The organism is Pseudomonas sp. GZD-222 (assembly GCF_049310525.1).
Classification (GTDB): Bacteria; Pseudomonadota; Gammaproteobacteria; order Pseudomonadales; family Pseudomonadaceae; genus Aquipseudomonas.
The window spans coordinates 1-15650 of record NZ_JBMOWO010000051.1 but is presented as its reverse complement, the minus strand read 5'-3'; the positions used below and the strand labels follow the sequence as shown (position 1 = coordinate 15650).

Sequence of the window (15650 nt, the reverse complement as noted above, 5' to 3'; positions counted from 1 at the left end):
GGGAGCGGGCTTGCCCCGCGATAGCGGGCAGTCAGCCACATCGCATCGCGGGGCAAGCCCGCTCCCACCGCAAAAAAAGCCCTGATGTCTCCATCAGGGCCCAAAACGAAGGGGTAACAGTGATCAACCGCTGCGCTTCAGGACACGCAACGGGCCGTGTCTTTCCAGTACTTCTCGCGCACCTGGCGACGCAGCACCTTACCCACCACACTGACCGGCAGGGCATCGACAAAGACGATCGACTTGGGCACTTTGAAGCGCCCCAGGCAACCTTTTACATGCTCGATCAGCGCCTGGGCCGAGACACTTTCACCGGCCTTGAGCACCACCTCGGCATGCACCGCTTCGCCCCATTCCTCATGGGGAATGCCGACCACCGCCGAGTTGGATACCGCCGGGTGGGCATTGAGCGCCGCTTCGACTTCGATGGCGTAGACGTTGAAGCCACCGGTGATGATCATGTCTTTCTTGCGGTCAACCAGAAACAGGAAGCCCTGCGCGTCGATGTAGCCCAGGTCGCCGGACTTCCAGTAGCCGTTGTGAAACTCCGTGGCCGTGCCTTCCGGGTTCTTGTAGTAACCGGCAATCGTCCCGCGCGAACGCACCCACAGCTCGCCAGTGGTACCCAGCGGCACTTCCTGGCCGTTGTCGTCGACAATCAGGATTTCTGCGCCAACGGCAATGCGCCCGGCCGATGACAGCTGCTTTTCGTTATCGGTCAGGTGATCGGCCTTGCTCAGCAGGGCCACGGCATGCAGGCTTTCGGTGGCGCCGTAGATCTGCATGAAGATATTGCCGAAGCGTTGCTGGGCCTGGCGCAGTTTCGCCGGGCTCATCGGCGCGGCGCCGTAGGCCATGGTCTGCAGCGAAGACAGGTCGTAGTCCCTGGCTTCGGGCAATTCCAGCAGGCGATAGATCATGGTCGGCACCAGCAAGGTCATGGTGACCTTTTCGGCTTCGATATTGCGGCACAGTTGCGCCAGGTCCGGAATGTTCTGGGTCAGGGTGCAGCCACCTCGGAACAGCGTCGGCAGCAGCCCCAGGCCGGAGCCGTGACTGATCGGCGCCATGTGCAGGAAGCGGGTGTCGGGCTGGTACGGCTGCTCAGCCTCCAGGTACATCGAATCGCGCAGCGCCATCCAGTTGTCGAGGGTGTAGGCGGCGCACTTGCTCTGGCCGGTGGTGCCACCGGTGAAGCGATAGACCAGTGCGTCCTTCTGCATGTCGTTGTCGACGCCCGGGTTGTGATCCGCAACGCCTTCGAGCAGGTCCCAGAAATACAACAGACCCTCACGCGGGGTCGCGGGAGGGTCCATGCACACAACAGTGATGCCCTGAGCGTGCAGCAGGTCGAAGTAGCGCTCGATCAAGGCGTTCTCGATGAACACCACTTTCGGGCGAATGAACTCCACCTGCCAGCGGTGTTCCTCGAAGGCGTCACGGTAGTTGGTATAGGCCGCAGCGGCGTCGCTTTTGAGCGCTGTCCAGGCATGGAACAGTGAGATGTTGTCGTTTTCCAGAATGCACAGGTAGACATCGCCGCGGCGCAGGGCAAGGCGCTCGCGCAGCATGTTGACGATGCGATTGGTCAGCGAATGCAGCTCACGGAAGGTGTAGCGTCGATTGCGCTCGATGTTGACCAGGGCTTCCCGGTCGCCAAAACGCACGGCCAGGTTACCGACCGTGTGTGCGAAGTTCATTATTGTCATGGTTATTCTCCGTCCGGGCGTGTGGCTGCACGCCCGTTGCGATCATCATCGCACGTTTATCTCGCGCCCTGTCCTGCGAACAGTCAGGCCTGCTGGGCCTTGAGGGCCTGCAGGGCGGTGTCGATGAAGACCTTCACCTGCTGGTTGGCGTCATCGCGGGGAACGGCAGTGCTCCAGTCGGTGATCTGCGCCAGGTGCGCCTCGATGGCCTCCGGCGACAGCTCGTCGTTGCCGATGTACACCGGCGCGGTCTCTTCCATGCGCACAGCGCTGAACACACCGGCGCCAGCGCCGAGGATCAGTTTGGTCGGTGCGTTGTCGCTGACCAGGAACAGTGCACCCGGGGTGACCTGCTCAGGACGGCTGGCCGCCAGCAGTTCAGCCGGCATGACGTCTTCGGTCATGCGCGTGGCGGCCATCGGCGCCAGGGTGTTGACCAGGATGTTGTTCTTGCGGCCTTCGATGGCAAGCATGTTCATCAGGCCGACCACGGCCATTTTCGCCGCGCCATAGTTGGCCTGGCCGAAGTTGCCGAACAGGCCGGCGGCGGAGGTGGTCATCAGGATGCGCCCGTAGTTCTGCTCGCGCATCAGTTCCCACACTGCTTTGCTGCAGTTCATCGAGCCCATCAGGTGGACATTGATCACCGCCTGGATGTCGGCCATTTCCATCTTGGCGAACGACTTGTCGCGCAGGATGCCGGCGTTGTTGATCAGGATGTCGACGCGGCCGAAGGCTTCTACCGCCTGCTTGACCATGGCCTGGACCTGCTCGTAGTCAGCCACGTTGGCACCGTTGGCGATGGCGGTGCCACCGGCCTGGCGAATTTCTTCGACCACAGCCAGGGCGGCGTCCGAAGAGCTGCCGGAGCCGTCACGGCTACCGCCGAAATCGTTGATCACCACCTTGGCGCCGCGGGCGGCAAGGTTCAGGGCGTGTACGCGGCCCAGGCCGTTGCCGGCGCCGGTGACGATGGCAACACGGTCATCGAAGCGAATGGTCATGGTGTTTTCCTCTTGTTATTGATAATAGGTGGCGAACGGCGGAGGAAGTGCGTGGTTTCCCCGGAGTCGCCGTTCACCATAACGATCAGGCGCGGCTGAAGATGCCGACATGCTCGGTGGATTCTTCCACGCGCCAGAGGCCGCCGCCGTTGCCTTGCAGGGCAATGCGCGCACCTTCTACCTGGCGCGGGCCGCAGTTGCCGCGCAGTTGCTCGACCAGCTCGAAAATCTGCCCGATACCGGTGGCGCCGATCGGATGGCCCTTGGACTCCAGGCCGCCGGACGGGTTGACCGGCAAGCGGCCGCCGAGGGCGCTGTCACCGCGTTCGGCCATCACCCCGCTCATGCCCGGCTCGCACAGGCCCAGGGCCTCGATGGCAAGCAGCTCGCCGATGGCGGTGGCGTCATGCACCTCGGCGACATCGACGTCCTGCGGAGAAATCCCGGCCTGCTCGAACGCAGCTTTGCCGGCCAGGTGCGTACAGCCCTTGTCAAAGTCGTCGGCAGCGCGGGCCGACGCGGAGCGCACGACACTGGCCAGGACCTTGATCGCGCGGTTCTTGTCGAAGCCGTATTTTTTCAGCGCCGACTCGGTGCACAGGATGGCCGCGGCGGCGCCATCGGAGATCGGCGAGCACATCGGCAGGGTGATCGGGTAGGTGATCGGCGGCGCGGCGAGGATTTCCTCGATGCTCATGGCGTTGCGGTACTGCGAGCGCTCATTGTGCACCGAATGGCCGTGGTTCTTCGAGGCGACGGCTGCCAGCTGGCGTTGGGTCACGCCATAACGCTCCATCAGGCCGCCGCGGCCCAGTGCCGCGTAGACGTCCATGAACGGGCTGTAGGGCTTCTCCGATTGTGAACCGGCAGGCGGGACCACGCCTTGGCCCATGGCGGCCAGGTAGTGCTTGTTCTCTTCGAAGGTCTCGATGTCCCAGGCCGACTCGAAGGCGGAGAACATTTTTGCCTTGTCGCTGTAGAACATCTTCTCTGCGCCGACCGCCAGGGCGACCTCGGCAGCGCCCGCCTGCAGCTGGGTCACGGCCAGGTTGAAGGCATGGCTGGACGAGGCGCAGGCGCCTTCGATGTTGAAGATCGGGATGCCGTCCAGGCCCAGCGGCAACAGTGCCACCTGGCCGCGGATCATGTGCTGGCCGTCGAAATGGCCCTGGGTGCAGTTACCGAAGAAGCCGACCTGAATCCACTTGCGGTCGCAACCGGCGTCTTTGAGCGCGTCTTCCACCGCCCAGGCGGTAAGTTGCTTGACGGACTTGTCGATGTGACGGCCGAAGGCGGTCATGCCGACGCCGACGATGTATACGTTTTCCATCGTTGCCTCGAATTTTTCAGAATTAAGGGGGGCAGGGCGCCCGACTCAGTAGCCTTTGAAATCAGGCTTGCGCTTCTCGGCGAAGGCACGCACGCCTTCGGCCATGTCGTAGGAGCGCTGGTGGTCACGCAGTTCCAGCAATTCCTGGCGCAGGGCATCGGCACGCGACTTGTCACCGGCTTCGTTGGCGACCTTTTTCATCTTGCGCAGCACCAGCGGGCTCTTTTCCGCCAGCTTGTCGCCCAGGGCCTGAACCCGTTCGAGCAGCTCGGCGTCGGCAACCACTTCGCTGACCAGGCCGTAGGTCTTCATGTCCTCGGCGGGCAGGGCGTCACCGGTGAACAGCATGTATTTGGCAATGTTCTCCGGGATCTTGCGTGGCAGTACCGCCGCGCCACCACCGCCAGGGAACACCCCGAAGTTGGAGTGGGCATCGCCGAAACGGGCGCTCTGCGCGGCGATGACCAGGTCGCAGCACAGTACGGTTTCCAGGCCACCGGCCAGGGCCAGGCCGTTGACAGCGGCGATGACCGGCTTGGGGAAAACCCGCAAGGTGTCGAAGAAGGTGACGATAGTGTCCAGCAGGTCCTTTTCACCCGGCAGCGGCGTGCCACCGGCCTTGAGGTCGGCGCCGGCGCAGAACGCCGTGCCGGTGGCGGTCAGCACCACCACGCGGATCTGGTTGTCGTTTTCCCAGGCGTGCAGGCGGGCGGTCATGGCCTCCAGCATTTCACGGTTCAGGGCATTCATGGCCTTGGGCCGGGTCAAGGTGATCCAGCCCACCTGGCCCTTGATTTCAAAAGAAACGGACTCGCTCATCTCCAATCCTCAATCACGCTGCAATTGACGTTTCTGTCTGAATTGGAACTTACGCGAGTGCCTCCGGACCTCACCCCCCCCCTTGCGGACGGGGGCGCCCACCCTGGTGTCTGTTGCAGGATGCGGGCGACATCCAGGCATCAATGCCAAGGGCGGAGACTCTAATAATGCATACAAATGTCATCAACGCCGGCGATCTGCTGGTCGCCACCAAGTTCTCGCCACCGCGCCTGAACGCCCGGCACATTGTCCGTACCCAGCTGCTGAGCCGCCTGCGCGAGTCGCAGCCGTGCAGTGCAACGCTGATTACCGGGGGGGCAGGGTTCGGCAAAACCATTTTGCTCGCCCAATGGCGGCTCGAGCTGATGAAGGCTGGCCTGGACGTGGCCTGGATCTCGTTCAGTGTCGACGACCGCCAGTTCGGTAGTTTTCTCTCCTATTTGCTCGAGGCGCTGCAGCGCCTGGGGATCGCCATCGAGCAGGATTGGCTGCACAGCGATGGCAGCGAGCAATCGATCAATACCTTGATTGCCATCGTTACCCATGCAGCGCAAGGCATCGACAAAGAGCTGTACCTGCTGATGGATGATTTTCATCATGTCGAATCGCCGGCCGCGCACCGCTTGATGCAGAAACTGCTGGACCATTGCCCGGCCAACCTGCATATCACCATTGCCTCGCGTTCCACACCAGGGCTGAGCCTGGGGCGTTTGCGCATGCAGGGGCATGTGGTCGAGATCGATACCGTCGAACTACCCTTCGATACCGACGAAACCCGTGACTTCTTCAAGCAGAACCTCAGCACCCTGGCGCTCAGCGCCGACGAAGAACGGCTGATCCATGACCTGACCAGCGGTTGGCCGGCCAGCCTGCAACCGATTGCGACCATGCTGCGGGTGCGTCCGAGCAAGCGTGCGCACCTGCGCTCGATCCTGCGCAATTCGGCAGACCTGCAGGCCTACCTGGCCGAGGATGTGCTGGTGTGCCTGTCGCCGGAACTGTTGGAGTTCATGGAAAAAGTCTCGATACTGCGGCGCTTCAACGCCGACCTGGGGGCGTTCGTCAGCGCCAACCGCCATGCCCCGGAGATGATCAAGCGCGCTGAAGACGAGAATCTGCTGATCTACCGCATCGAATCGGATGACAGTACCCCGTGGTACCGCTTCCACCCGCTGTTCGGCGAATTTCTCACCCAGCGCCTGGCGGCCCGTGGTGAAAGTGCGGTGCAGGCGCTGCATCGCCGCGCCAGCCAGTGGTTCGCCGAGCAGGAGTATCTGGTCGAGGCAGTACGCCACGCCAACCTGGGCGGCGATCGCGATTACGCGGTCAAGGCGATGGAGGAGGCCGCATCGAGCACCTGGTGCATGGCCTATATCAGCCCGATGCTGAGCCTGCTGGAGCGTCTGCCGCAGGACATCCTGTTTGCCCATCCGCAGCTGTTCATCATGGGTTGCCTGACCTATGCCTTCACCGCCCGACCGGAAAAAGCCCAGCGCTGGCTTGAGCAGATGCGCCGCAGCGACGCCGCGCGCAATCCGGCGATTTCCTCGAAACTGGTGCTCGCCGACGCGGCAATCGCCTTGCAGCTCGATCAGCCACAACGGGTCATCAGCCTGTTGGAGGCGGCGCATCAGGTGCCCCTGGAAAACCGCTCGCTGCGCTACATCAGCTTTTCCGGTCTGGCCACCGCCTACCTGTCGGTCGGACGCGCGGCAGATGCGCGCAAGCTCCATGAACAGTACCCGATTGACCTGCAAGACCGTGCCAACGACATGGCCATGGTGTTCGAAAGCACGCAGGCCCTGGCCCGGCTCAAGGAGGGCAACGCCCGCCAGGCCCTGATCATCGGCGAGCGGGTTACCGCTCGGGCCGAGGAGGCCTACGGGCGCGGCTCGGTGTCGGCCAACCTGTGTGCTGCGACGCTGTGCGACGCTTATTACGAACTGGACCAGCTTGACGATGCCTTGCGCGTGCTGGCCAATCGCAGCGGCATTTTGCGGTCATCCATGCCGGATGTGATGGGCCGGGCGTCCATCTGCCGCGCGCGCATTACTCTGCAACAAGAGTCGCCGCAGGCGGCACTGAGTTTTCTCGACACCCAGGGCGCGCATTTCCAGGTGCTGGGGCTGGAGCGCTTGCTGGCGTTGATACTGGCCGAGCAAGTGCGGGTGCTGGTGCTGCAGGGCGAAAACCGCCGCGCCAGCGAGGTGGCAGGACGCCTGGCGACCCTGGCGGCAGCGCAGCGACCGGGCGCCGAAGCACGTGGCGAAATCAACTACCTGGTGGCGTTGTCCCGGACGCGTCTGGCGCTGGCCATGCAAGACGGACAGTCGGCACTGGAGGCGCTGCCGGCTATCCACGCTTTCGTCGAACAGTCGGCACGTGGCCGCAGTTGGGTCAGGGCACACCTGCTCAGCGCTCAGGCCCACGCATTGCTGGGCCAAACGGAGGCGCTGCAGGCCAACCTGCAGCAGGCTGTGGTGTGCGCTGCGCGGATGGGCCTGGTGCGGACCTTGCTCGATGAGGGCCGGGGTGTGCTTGACTTGCTCAGCCAATACCAGGACGCGCTCAGCCGCGAGCCGGGCGTTGGCGAATACATCCACGCGCTGTTGAGTCGCCAGACGCCCGTACCGGTACCTGCGCCGCAGGCCAGTGGTGCAAGGAACATGGTCGATTCGCCACGGGCCAGCCTGACCCCGCGCGAGCTGGAGATTCTCGGCCTGGTGGCCCAGGCCATGTCGAACAAGCGCATCGCCCTGACGCTCAACATCACCTTTGGCACGGTGAAGTGGAACGTGAAAAACATCCTCGCCAAACTGGGTGTGTCGAGCCGCTACGCAGCCATCACCCTGGCTCGCCAGCAAGGTCTGCTCAAGTAGCGGGATGCTCGCAGCGGCCGTGGCGCCCTCCCGAGAGGATAGGCGCGCACGGCCGGGGGCAGCCCGCATGCTCAGGTCAGATTCGACTATCCGACCCGGTTCAAGAGGAAGACCATGAGCGATACATCTGCAGCATTCCTGAGCGAGCAGGAAATCATGATCCGTGACGCCGCCCGCAAGGTGGCGCAAGAAGTGGTAGGTGCCACGGCCGCCGAACGCGATCGCACCGGCGCCTGGCCACACGCGGAGCTGAAGGCGGTCGCCGAGCTGGGCTTTTTGGGTATGCACATTCCCGAAGAGTTCGGCGGCGCGGGCATGTCCTTTCCCGAATACTGCCTGTGCATCGAGGAGTTCGCGGCCGCCGACGCCGGTTTCGCCACCATCCTGCATGTGCACAACGGTATGGCCGACATGCTCCACCGCTTCGGTACCGAAGCGCAGAAGGCCAAGTACCTGGCGGGCATGATCAGCGGTGAACTGATCGCCGCCGGCCTGCTCACCGAGCCGCAGGCCGGTTCCGATACCTCGGCGTTTCGCACCACGGCGCGCCGCGACGGTGACCATTACGTGCTCAACGGCAGCAAGCAGTTCATCTCCAACGGTAACGAAGCCGGTATCGCCTTTGCCATTGCCGCGAGCACCGAGACCGCAGAAGGCCGTAAAGGCCCGAGCATGTTCATCATCGATCCACGCGAACCCGGCTACATCGTTACCCGTGTGGAAAGCAAGATGGGCCAGCGTTCCGCTCATGTTGCCGCGATCCAGCTGGACAACTGCCGGGTACCGGCGCACAACCTGCTGGCTGAAGAGGGCAGCGCCTACAAGCGTCTGATGGCGACGCTTTCCGAAGGGCGTATCGGCATCGCCGCCGTCGCCGTGGGCGGCGCCCGTGCTGCGCTGGAGGCCGCGGTGAAGTACGCGCACGAGCGTGAAGCTTACGGCGCGCCGATCATCAACCTGCAAGGCGTGGCATTCGACCTGGCCGACATGGCCACCCAGTTCGAAGTCGCACAAAACTACATGCTCCACGCTGCGCGCCTGCACTACGCCGGTGTGCCCTGCGCCAAAGAGGCCTCGATTGCCAAGCTGTTCGCCAGTGAAATGGCCGAGAAGGTCTGCTCCGAAGCCCTGCAGATCCATGGCGGCTACGGCTACCTCAGCGACTTCCCGGTGGAGCGCTATTGCCGTGATGTGCGGGTTACCAAGATCTATGAGGGAACCAGCCATATCCAGAAGGTGATTATCGCGCGCAACTTGTAAGTGAGGAGGTAAGGGACATGACTGACAGTGCAGTGCTGTATGAACGGATCGGCAAGACCGCGCTGATCACCTTGAACCGGCCGCAGAAGAAGAACGCCTTCGAGGCGGCCATCAACGAGGCCTTGCCGGTTGCCCTGAAGACCGCGCGCGATGATCGCGCGGTGCGCTCCATCGTCCTGACCGGCGCCGGAGGTGCCTTTTGCTCGGGCTTCGACCTGGGTAGCCTGGAAGAGGGTGAAGATGCAGCGTTTGCCGGGCGCAAGCTGGTGCTGGGCTTTCAGGAGTGGTTCAGCAGCTTCGCCGACCTGCCCAAGCCAGTGATTGCCGCGGTTGATGGCGCGGCGGTGGGCGCAGGCTTTTCCCTGGCCCTGGCGGCCGATTTCATGTTCGTCACGCCAAAAGTGCGGCTGTTGCCGACGTTCCTGAGCCTGGGGCTGGTGCCGGACCTGTCGATGCTTTATGTACTGCCGCGCCTGGTCGGCCTGGCCAAGGCCAAGGAGCTGATCTATTGCGCCCGTGCCCTCGATGCGCAGCAGGCCTTGGCGCTCGGCATCGCGCAGGCGGTCATTGATCAGGAGCAACTGCTCGACAGCGCCCTGCAGTTCGCCCGGCAGTTCGATGATGCACCCGCGGATGCATTAGGATTAACCAAGACACTGCTTAACCGTTCCTTCGAAACCGATCGCCCGGCGATGACCGAGTTCGAAGCCTGTGCCCAGTCCTTGTGCGGGGCCAGCCATTACCATGCCGAAGCCGTACGGCGCTTCCTCGGTAAAGAAGGCTTGCCCTATCGTGGCGCGGTGCTGCCAGCGCCGTAAACCTCCAAATAGGGAGGGGCCGCGTGCTTGAGCACGCGCCTATCCTTGAGACTCAAAGCCTGCCGTGCGCTACAACGCGGCGAACGAACCCCAAGGGCCGGCAGGTTATCCAACGCTGAGGAGTAAGACATGAGGCAGAAAGTCGTCATCGCGGGTGTCGGTATGATTCCCTTTGTCAAGCCGGGCCAGAGCGAAACCTATGCAGTCATGGGCGAGCAGGCCGTGCGCCTGGCCCTGGCCGATGCCGGGGTCGGTTACGAGTCGGTCCAGCAGGCGTATGCCAGCTTTGTCTTCGGCGACTCTACCTGTGGTCAGCGCGTGCTCTATAACGTCGGCATGACCGGGATCCCGGTGATCAACGTCAACAACAACTGCGCCAGCGGCTCTACCGCGCTGTTTCTGGCCAACCAGGCGATTGCCAGCGGAATGGTCGACATCGTCCTGGCCTTCGGTTTCGAGCAAATGATCCCGGGGGCCATCGGTAGCGCCTTCCCGGACCGTCCGAGCCCGCTGGAACTGTTCCTCGATCAGTGCGATGAAGCGATTCCTGGCGCTTCCGAGATCCCGGCAGCGTTGCGCATCTTCGGTAGCGCCGGGGTCGAGCACATGAAGCGCTTCGGCACGCCGCTGGAAACCTTCGCCAAGATTCGCGCCAAAGCCAGCCGTCACGCGGCCAACAACCCCAAGGCGGTGTTCCGCAAGGTGATCACCACCGAGGACGTCATGGCCGACCAGGTGGTCTGGCCTGAAGTCATGACCCGCCTGATGGCCTGCCCGCCGACCTGTGGTGCTGCCGCCGTGGTGCTGTGCAGTGAGGCCTATGCGTTGAAGCATGGCCTGGATCGCAGTGTGTCGATTGCTGGCCAGGCGTTGACCACCGATGGCGCGGAAACCTTCAAGTCCGGCGATATGCGCGACGTGGCCGGTTACTCGATGTCGCGGGCCGCGGCCCGGCAAGCCTACGAAATGGCCGGTATCGGTGCCGAGGACGTGCACGTCGTCGAACTGCACGACTGCTTCGCCCAGAACGAGCTGTTGACCTACGAATCCCTGGGCCTGTGCCCGGAAGGCGGCGCGCAGAAGTTTGTCGACGATGGCGACAACACCTATGGCGGCCAGTACGTGGTCAACCCGTCCGGCGGCCTGCTGTCCAAGGGTCACCCGATTGGCGCAACGGGCCTGGCGCAATGCACCGAGCTGGTCCTGCAACTGCGTGGCCGCGCCGAGCAGCGTCAGGTGGAGGGCGCGCGCATCGCCTTGCAACACAACATCGGCATTGGTGGCGCCTGCGTCGTCACCCTGTACCGCAAAGACTGACAGAGGAAACACCATGGATTTTCGACCTGATGCCAGCCTTGAGGCATTCCGCGAGGAGGTCCGTCAGTTCCTTCGGGACCAGGTCCCGGCGGACCTGAAAGGGCAACAGCGCTGTACCCGATCGCCGCGCGAGCAGATCATGCGCTGGCAAAAGCTCCTCAACGCACGCGGTTGGGGGGCGCCGTACTGGCCCAAAGAACACGGCGGCACGGGCTGGTCGGTACCGCAGATCCTGGTGTTCGACGACGAGTGCAGCCTGGCCGGTACGCCGACCCAGGATGCCTTCGTGCACAAAATGCTCGGACCGGTGCTCAATGCCTTTGCCACGCCTGAGCAAAAGGCCGAGCACCTGCCGGCCGTGTTCAATGGCGAGCGCTTGTGGTGCCAGGGCTTTTCCGAGCCTGGCGCAGGCTCCGACCTGGCTGCGCTGCGTACCCGTGCCGAGCGTGACGGTGACCACTATGTGGTCAATGGCCAGAAAATCTGGACCAGTTATGCCCACCATGCCGACTGGATCTTCCTGCTGGTGCGCACCGATGCGCAGGTGAAGAAGCAGGCGGGTATCAGCTTCCTGCTGGTGGACATGCGCACGCCCGGGGTTACCGTGCGGCCGATTCGCAGCATCGACGATGCCCATCACCTCAACGAAACCTTCTTCGACAATGTCCGGGTGCCGGTAGGCAACCTGATTGGCAGCGAAGGGCAGGGCTGGAGCATCACCAAATTCCTCCTCAATAACGAACATGCCACCACCGCCGACCTGCCCGAACTCAAGCGCTACCTGCGTGAACTGCGCCAGATCGGCTCGACGCTGCAGGTGGCTGGCCAGCCGCTGTTCGAGCGCCCGGAGTTCGCCCTCAAGCTGGCGCGCCTGGAGGCTGAACTGCAGGCCATCGAAATGCTCGTGCAGCGTGTCGCGCGCCTGGATGAACAGCACAACCCGGCGTCGCACACGCTGGGCTCGATGCTCAAGATCCGCGCCACCGAACTGCAGCAACGCATGACCGAGGCGCAGATCGAGGCGTTGGGCGACTACGGGGCGATCGCCTATGCGCATCCGCACGAGGCCGATCCACAGCAGCCGTTCCCGCAGCAGGCGCTGGCCCGGGGCATTTGCAATGACATGTTCCTGCGACGGGCATCGACCATCTACGGCGGCACCAGCGAAGTGCAGCGCGGCATTATCGCCAAGATGCTGTTCCAACTCTGAGATCAGGTAACCGCTATGGATTTCGAATTCACTTCGGAACAACAACTGTTGCAGGACAGCCTGCGACGTTATGTAGACAAGGCCTACAGTTTCGAGGCGCGTACCGCCCTGCTCAACGCGGGCAAGAACGGTAGTGCAGACAACTGGGGCATCTTTGCCGACAACGGCTGGTTGATGGCGGCGCTGCCGGAGGCCTATGGCGGGCTTGGCGGTTCGCTGCTGGACACGGTGATCATTGCCCAGGAACTGGGCCGTGGCCTGGTGCTGGAGCCGTTCCTGGGTTGCGGTGTGTTAGCCGCGACCCTGTTGGCCGCCGCCAGCGAAGCACAAAAGGCGCGCCTGCTGCCGCAGCTGGCCGAGGGCAGCTACCGCGTGGCGCTGGCCTACAGCGAAGCGGGCTCACGCGGTATGCCTGAGCCGGTAACCCTGCAGGCAGAACGCAATGGCGACGGCTTTCGCCTGACCGGTCGCAAGAGCCTGGTGCTCGGCGCGCCGGGGGCGCAAGCGTTCATCGTGTCCGCGCAGATACCGCATACGCAGGGCATCAGCCTGCTGCTGGTAGAGGCCGATAGCCCGGGGCTGAACGCCCAGACGCTGCCGTTGCACGATGGCACCTGGGTCCAGGACCTGCACTTCGACGGCGTCGAAGTCGGCGCCGATGCTGTGCTCGGTGAGGCTGGAGAGGGCCTGGCCGGGTTACGCCAGGGCCTGGCCAACGGCATCGTCGCCCTGTGTGCCGAACTGATCGGCGGCATGGAAAAAACCCTTGAAGTCACCGCCGAGTACCTGAAGGTTCGCCAGCAGTTTGGCGTGCCCATCGGCTCGTTCCAGGCGTTGCAGCACCGCCTGGCCGATATGGCGGCGGAGCTGGAGCTGGCGCGTTCGAGCCTGCACGTTGCCCTGGCGTCGATGGCCAACGACGACGAGGTGACCCGCGACAGGACCGTTTCCGGCAGCAAGATGCTCATCTGCCGCGCTGCCAAGTTTGTCTGTGGCCAGGGCATCCAGTTGCACGGCGGGATCGGCATGACCGAGGAATACCTGGTCGGGCACTACTACAAGCGGGCCGTCGTCGCCGAGGTGCTGCTGGGCAGCAGTGACAGCCACGAAGCCGCCTATGCCGCCGCCTTGCAGGCCGAGCTGCGCGCCTGACCCGTCAACCGCGAAAACATCGAGAACACAACAACAATGAAAAGCTACGAAACCCTGGCTGAACTGCAAGGCCTGGTCGGCGAAGTCGTCGGTACCAGTGACTGGGTCAGCATCGATCAGCAACGCATCAATACCTTTGCCGAAGCGACCGGCGATCACCAATGGATCCACGTCGACCCTGAACGCGCCGCCACAGGGCCGTTTGGCAAGCCGATCGCGCATGGCTTTCTGACCTTGAGCCTGCTGCCGACCTTCATGACCAACGCCTTCGAGCTACGTGATGTGAAGATGGGCGTGAACTATGGCATGAACAAAGTGCGTTTCGTCCAGCCGGTGCCGGTGGACAGCCGTTTGCGTGCGCATTTCAAGCTGCAGTCCTGGGAGCCGCTCGATGGCAAGGGTGCGCAGGTGACCTATGAGATGACCGTCGAGATCGAGGGCGCGGCCAAGCCGGCCTGCGTCGCGGAGACCATCCTGCGCGTGTTTGCCTGACCCGCTCCCACCGGCAGAAACACGAACGCCACGCACATTGCCATGTTGCGTGGCGTTTGTGTTTCTGCCGGATGCTCACCTGTTCCCCCCCATGCCGCGCCAATAAGGGGGGGGCGAGAGGAGGGGATGGTTGGTTAAAAACATAGGGCCAGGACGGGAAGAGAAACCGCATTTCCTGAGGGGCCGGGCGCGCTTTAGCAGACGCTCAAACCACCATCCTAGAGGTTGGAGACATGATTAAACTGACAAAAACCCTGATTGCAGCCGCGCTACTGGCTGCACATGCAGGCGTGCTCCATGCAGCCATTACCGAGCAGGAAGCCAAGCAACTGGGCACCACCTTGACCCCTGTGGGGGCCGAGATGGCCGGTAACGCTGATGGCACCATTCCAGCCTACACCGGCGGACTGATGACCCCGCCCGCAGGCTTCGACAAGGCTTCGGGTATTCGCCCTGATCCCTTTGCCAACGAAAAACCGCTGTTCAGCATCGATACCTCGAACGTCGACACCTATGCGGACAAACTCACCGAGGGCACCAAGGCGCTGATCAAGGCCCGGCCGGGTTTCCGCGTCGATGTCTATCCGACGCACCGTACCGTCGGCTACCCGCAGTTCGTGCTGGACAACACCCGGAAGAATGCCACCCAGGCGCAGTTGACCAACGACGACCAGAACCTGCAAGGCGCGCGTGCCGGCGTACCGTTCCCGATTCCCAAGCGCGGTATCGAGGTGATGTTCAACCACCTGACGCGCTACCAGGGGGTGGCCTATCTCGCGCCCAAGTACGGCGCCTACAACGTCGATGCCGCCGGCAAGCTGGTGGTCTCGACCGAGGGCCGCTGGACTTACGAGATGCCGTACTACGACACCAGCAAGGCCGAGGCACCCACGATCATTACCCGAGCCCGTGCCAACTACACCGGCCCCGCCCGCCGCGCCGGCGAAGCGGTGATGACCTTCGACAACCTCGACACGGAAAAGGGCCGCCGCGCCTATCAGTACCTGCCGGGCCAACGCCGTGTGCGCCTGGCGCCTGATCTGGCCTACGATACGCCGAACGCCAGTACCTCGGGCATGTCCACTGTCGATGACATCTACCTGTTCAACGGCCGCCTGGACCGTTTCGACTGGAAGCTGGTCGGCAAGAAGGAAATGTACGTTCCTTACAACACCTATCGCTTCACCTATGCCGAGGATCCGAAGAACGTGTTCGGTCCGAAGTTCATCAATCCCGACCTGGTGCGCTGGGAGCGTCACCGCGTGTGGGTGGTGGAGGCCAACCTCAAGGAAGGCAAGCGCCATATCTATTCCAAGCGCACCTTCTACATCGACGAGGACAGCTGGACCGCACTGGCAGTGGACCAATACGACGGCCGTGGCCAACTGTGGCGTCCAGGCTTCAGCTACATGACCCAGATGTATGATGTCGGCGCGATCAACAACTCGCCTGGCGGCCACTATGACTTGATCGGTGGCACCTACTACATCAACGTCTGGCCCGGTAAAGGCGGGGTGAAGGTCATGGACAAGCTCAGCCCGGACAACGGCTGGACGTCCGATAGCCTGGCAGGTGCTGGTATTCGCTGAATCAAGCTTCATGCCCATCGCGGGGGGGGGGGGAGGGACCGAAGAGGAGAGGGGGAGAGGGGGGGGGGAAC

12 protein-coding genes are annotated in these 15650 nt (G+C 63.2%); 8 read left to right on the top strand and 4 right to left on the bottom strand.

What is annotated here, in order from left to right; translation table 11 throughout:
- Positions 1-137: 137 nt before the first annotated feature.
- The 4 genes from ACO6VD_RS09085 to ACO6VD_RS09070 all read right to left on the bottom strand — a co-directional run bounded on the left by ACO6VD_RS09085 (position 138) and on the right by ACO6VD_RS09070 (position 4862).
- Complete coding sequence (locus tag ACO6VD_RS09085; RefSeq protein WP_422418446.1) at positions 138-1709, bottom strand: AMP-binding protein; 1572 nt, start codon at positions 1707-1709, stop codon at positions 138-140.
- A gap of 83 nt (positions 1710-1792) precedes the next feature.
- Positions 1793-2713: an SDR family NAD(P)-dependent oxidoreductase gene (locus ACO6VD_RS09080; RefSeq protein WP_422418445.1), complete on the bottom strand. Its 921-nt coding sequence runs from the start codon at positions 2711-2713 to the stop codon at positions 1793-1795.
- A gap of 85 nt (positions 2714-2798) precedes the next feature.
- The gene (locus ACO6VD_RS09075) at positions 2799-4043 is read right to left on the bottom strand and encodes a thiolase family protein (protein WP_422418443.1); all 1245 of its coding nucleotides are present in this window, start codon (positions 4041-4043) and stop codon (positions 2799-2801) included.
- Between the two features lie 45 nt (positions 4044-4088).
- The gene (locus tag ACO6VD_RS09070) at positions 4089-4862 is read right to left on the bottom strand and encodes an enoyl-CoA hydratase/isomerase family protein (protein WP_422418441.1); all 774 of its coding nucleotides are present in this window, start codon (positions 4860-4862) and stop codon (positions 4089-4091) included.
- Between the two features lie 167 nt (positions 4863-5029).
- Between ACO6VD_RS09070 and ACO6VD_RS09065 the strand changes: the two genes are divergently transcribed.
- The 8 genes from ACO6VD_RS09065 (at position 5030) to ACO6VD_RS09030 (ending at position 15579) form a co-directional block, all read left to right on the top strand.
- Entirely contained in the window at positions 5030-7741 is a 2712-nt protein-coding gene (locus ACO6VD_RS09065; protein WP_422418440.1) for a LuxR C-terminal-related transcriptional regulator, read from the top strand.
- 114 nt (positions 7742-7855) lie between these two features.
- On the top strand, positions 7856-9001 hold the full coding sequence (locus tag ACO6VD_RS09060; protein ID WP_422418438.1) for an acyl-CoA dehydrogenase family protein: 1146 nt from the start codon (positions 7856-7858) through the stop codon (positions 8999-9001).
- Positions 9002-9018: 17 nt separating this feature from the next.
- Positions 9019-9819: an enoyl-CoA hydratase/isomerase family protein gene (locus ACO6VD_RS09055; RefSeq protein WP_422418437.1), complete on the top strand. Its 801-nt coding sequence runs from the start codon at positions 9019-9021 to the stop codon at positions 9817-9819.
- Positions 9820-9948: 129 nt separating this feature from the next.
- Complete coding sequence (locus tag ACO6VD_RS09050) at positions 9949-11136, top strand: lipid-transfer protein (RefSeq protein ID WP_422418436.1); 1188 nt, start codon at positions 9949-9951, stop codon at positions 11134-11136.
- Between the two features lie 13 nt (positions 11137-11149).
- A complete protein-coding gene (locus ACO6VD_RS09045; protein WP_422418434.1) occupies positions 11150-12346 on the top strand; it encodes an acyl-CoA dehydrogenase family protein in 1197 nt (398 codons plus the stop codon).
- A gap of 15 nt (positions 12347-12361) precedes the next feature.
- Positions 12362-13498 (top strand): acyl-CoA dehydrogenase family protein, encoded by a 1137-nt coding sequence (locus ACO6VD_RS09040; protein ID WP_422418432.1) that lies wholly within the window; start codon positions 12362-12364, stop codon positions 13496-13498.
- A 36-nt stretch (positions 13499-13534) separates the two neighbouring features.
- Positions 13535-13990, top strand: coding sequence for a MaoC family dehydratase (locus tag ACO6VD_RS09035; protein ID WP_422418430.1), 456 nt, complete (start codon positions 13535-13537; stop codon positions 13988-13990).
- A gap of 236 nt (positions 13991-14226) precedes the next feature.
- On the top strand, positions 14227-15579 hold the full coding sequence (locus ACO6VD_RS09030; protein ID WP_422418448.1) for a DUF1329 domain-containing protein: 1353 nt from the start codon (positions 14227-14229) through the stop codon (positions 15577-15579).
- Positions 15580-15650 lie beyond the last annotated feature (71 nt).

Coding starts and splice junctions, on each gene's coding strand:
- ACO6VD_RS09085 (WP_422418446.1), bottom strand. CDS start 1,709: ATGACAATAATGAACTTCGCACACACGGTCGGTAACCTGGCCGTGCGT.
- ACO6VD_RS09080 (WP_422418445.1), bottom strand. CDS start 2,713: ATGACCATTCGCTTCGATGACCGTGTTGCCATCGTCACCGGCGCCGGC.
- ACO6VD_RS09075 (WP_422418443.1), bottom strand. CDS start 4,043: ATGGAAAACGTATACATCGTCGGCGTCGGCATGACCGCCTTCGGCCGT.
- ACO6VD_RS09070 (WP_422418441.1), bottom strand. CDS start 4,862: ATGAGCGAGTCCGTTTCTTTTGAAATCAAGGGCCAGGTGGGCTGGATC.
- ACO6VD_RS09065 (WP_422418440.1), top strand. CDS start 5,030: ATGCATACAAATGTCATCAACGCCGGCGATCTGCTGGTCGCCACCAAG.
- ACO6VD_RS09060 (WP_422418438.1), top strand. CDS start 7,856: ATGAGCGATACATCTGCAGCATTCCTGAGCGAGCAGGAAATCATGATC.
- ACO6VD_RS09055 (WP_422418437.1), top strand. CDS start 9,019: ATGACTGACAGTGCAGTGCTGTATGAACGGATCGGCAAGACCGCGCTG.
- ACO6VD_RS09050 (WP_422418436.1), top strand. CDS start 9,949: ATGAGGCAGAAAGTCGTCATCGCGGGTGTCGGTATGATTCCCTTTGTC.
- ACO6VD_RS09045 (WP_422418434.1), top strand. CDS start 11,150: ATGGATTTTCGACCTGATGCCAGCCTTGAGGCATTCCGCGAGGAGGTC.
- ACO6VD_RS09040 (WP_422418432.1), top strand. CDS start 12,362: ATGGATTTCGAATTCACTTCGGAACAACAACTGTTGCAGGACAGCCTG.
- ACO6VD_RS09035 (WP_422418430.1), top strand. CDS start 13,535: ATGAAAAGCTACGAAACCCTGGCTGAACTGCAAGGCCTGGTCGGCGAA.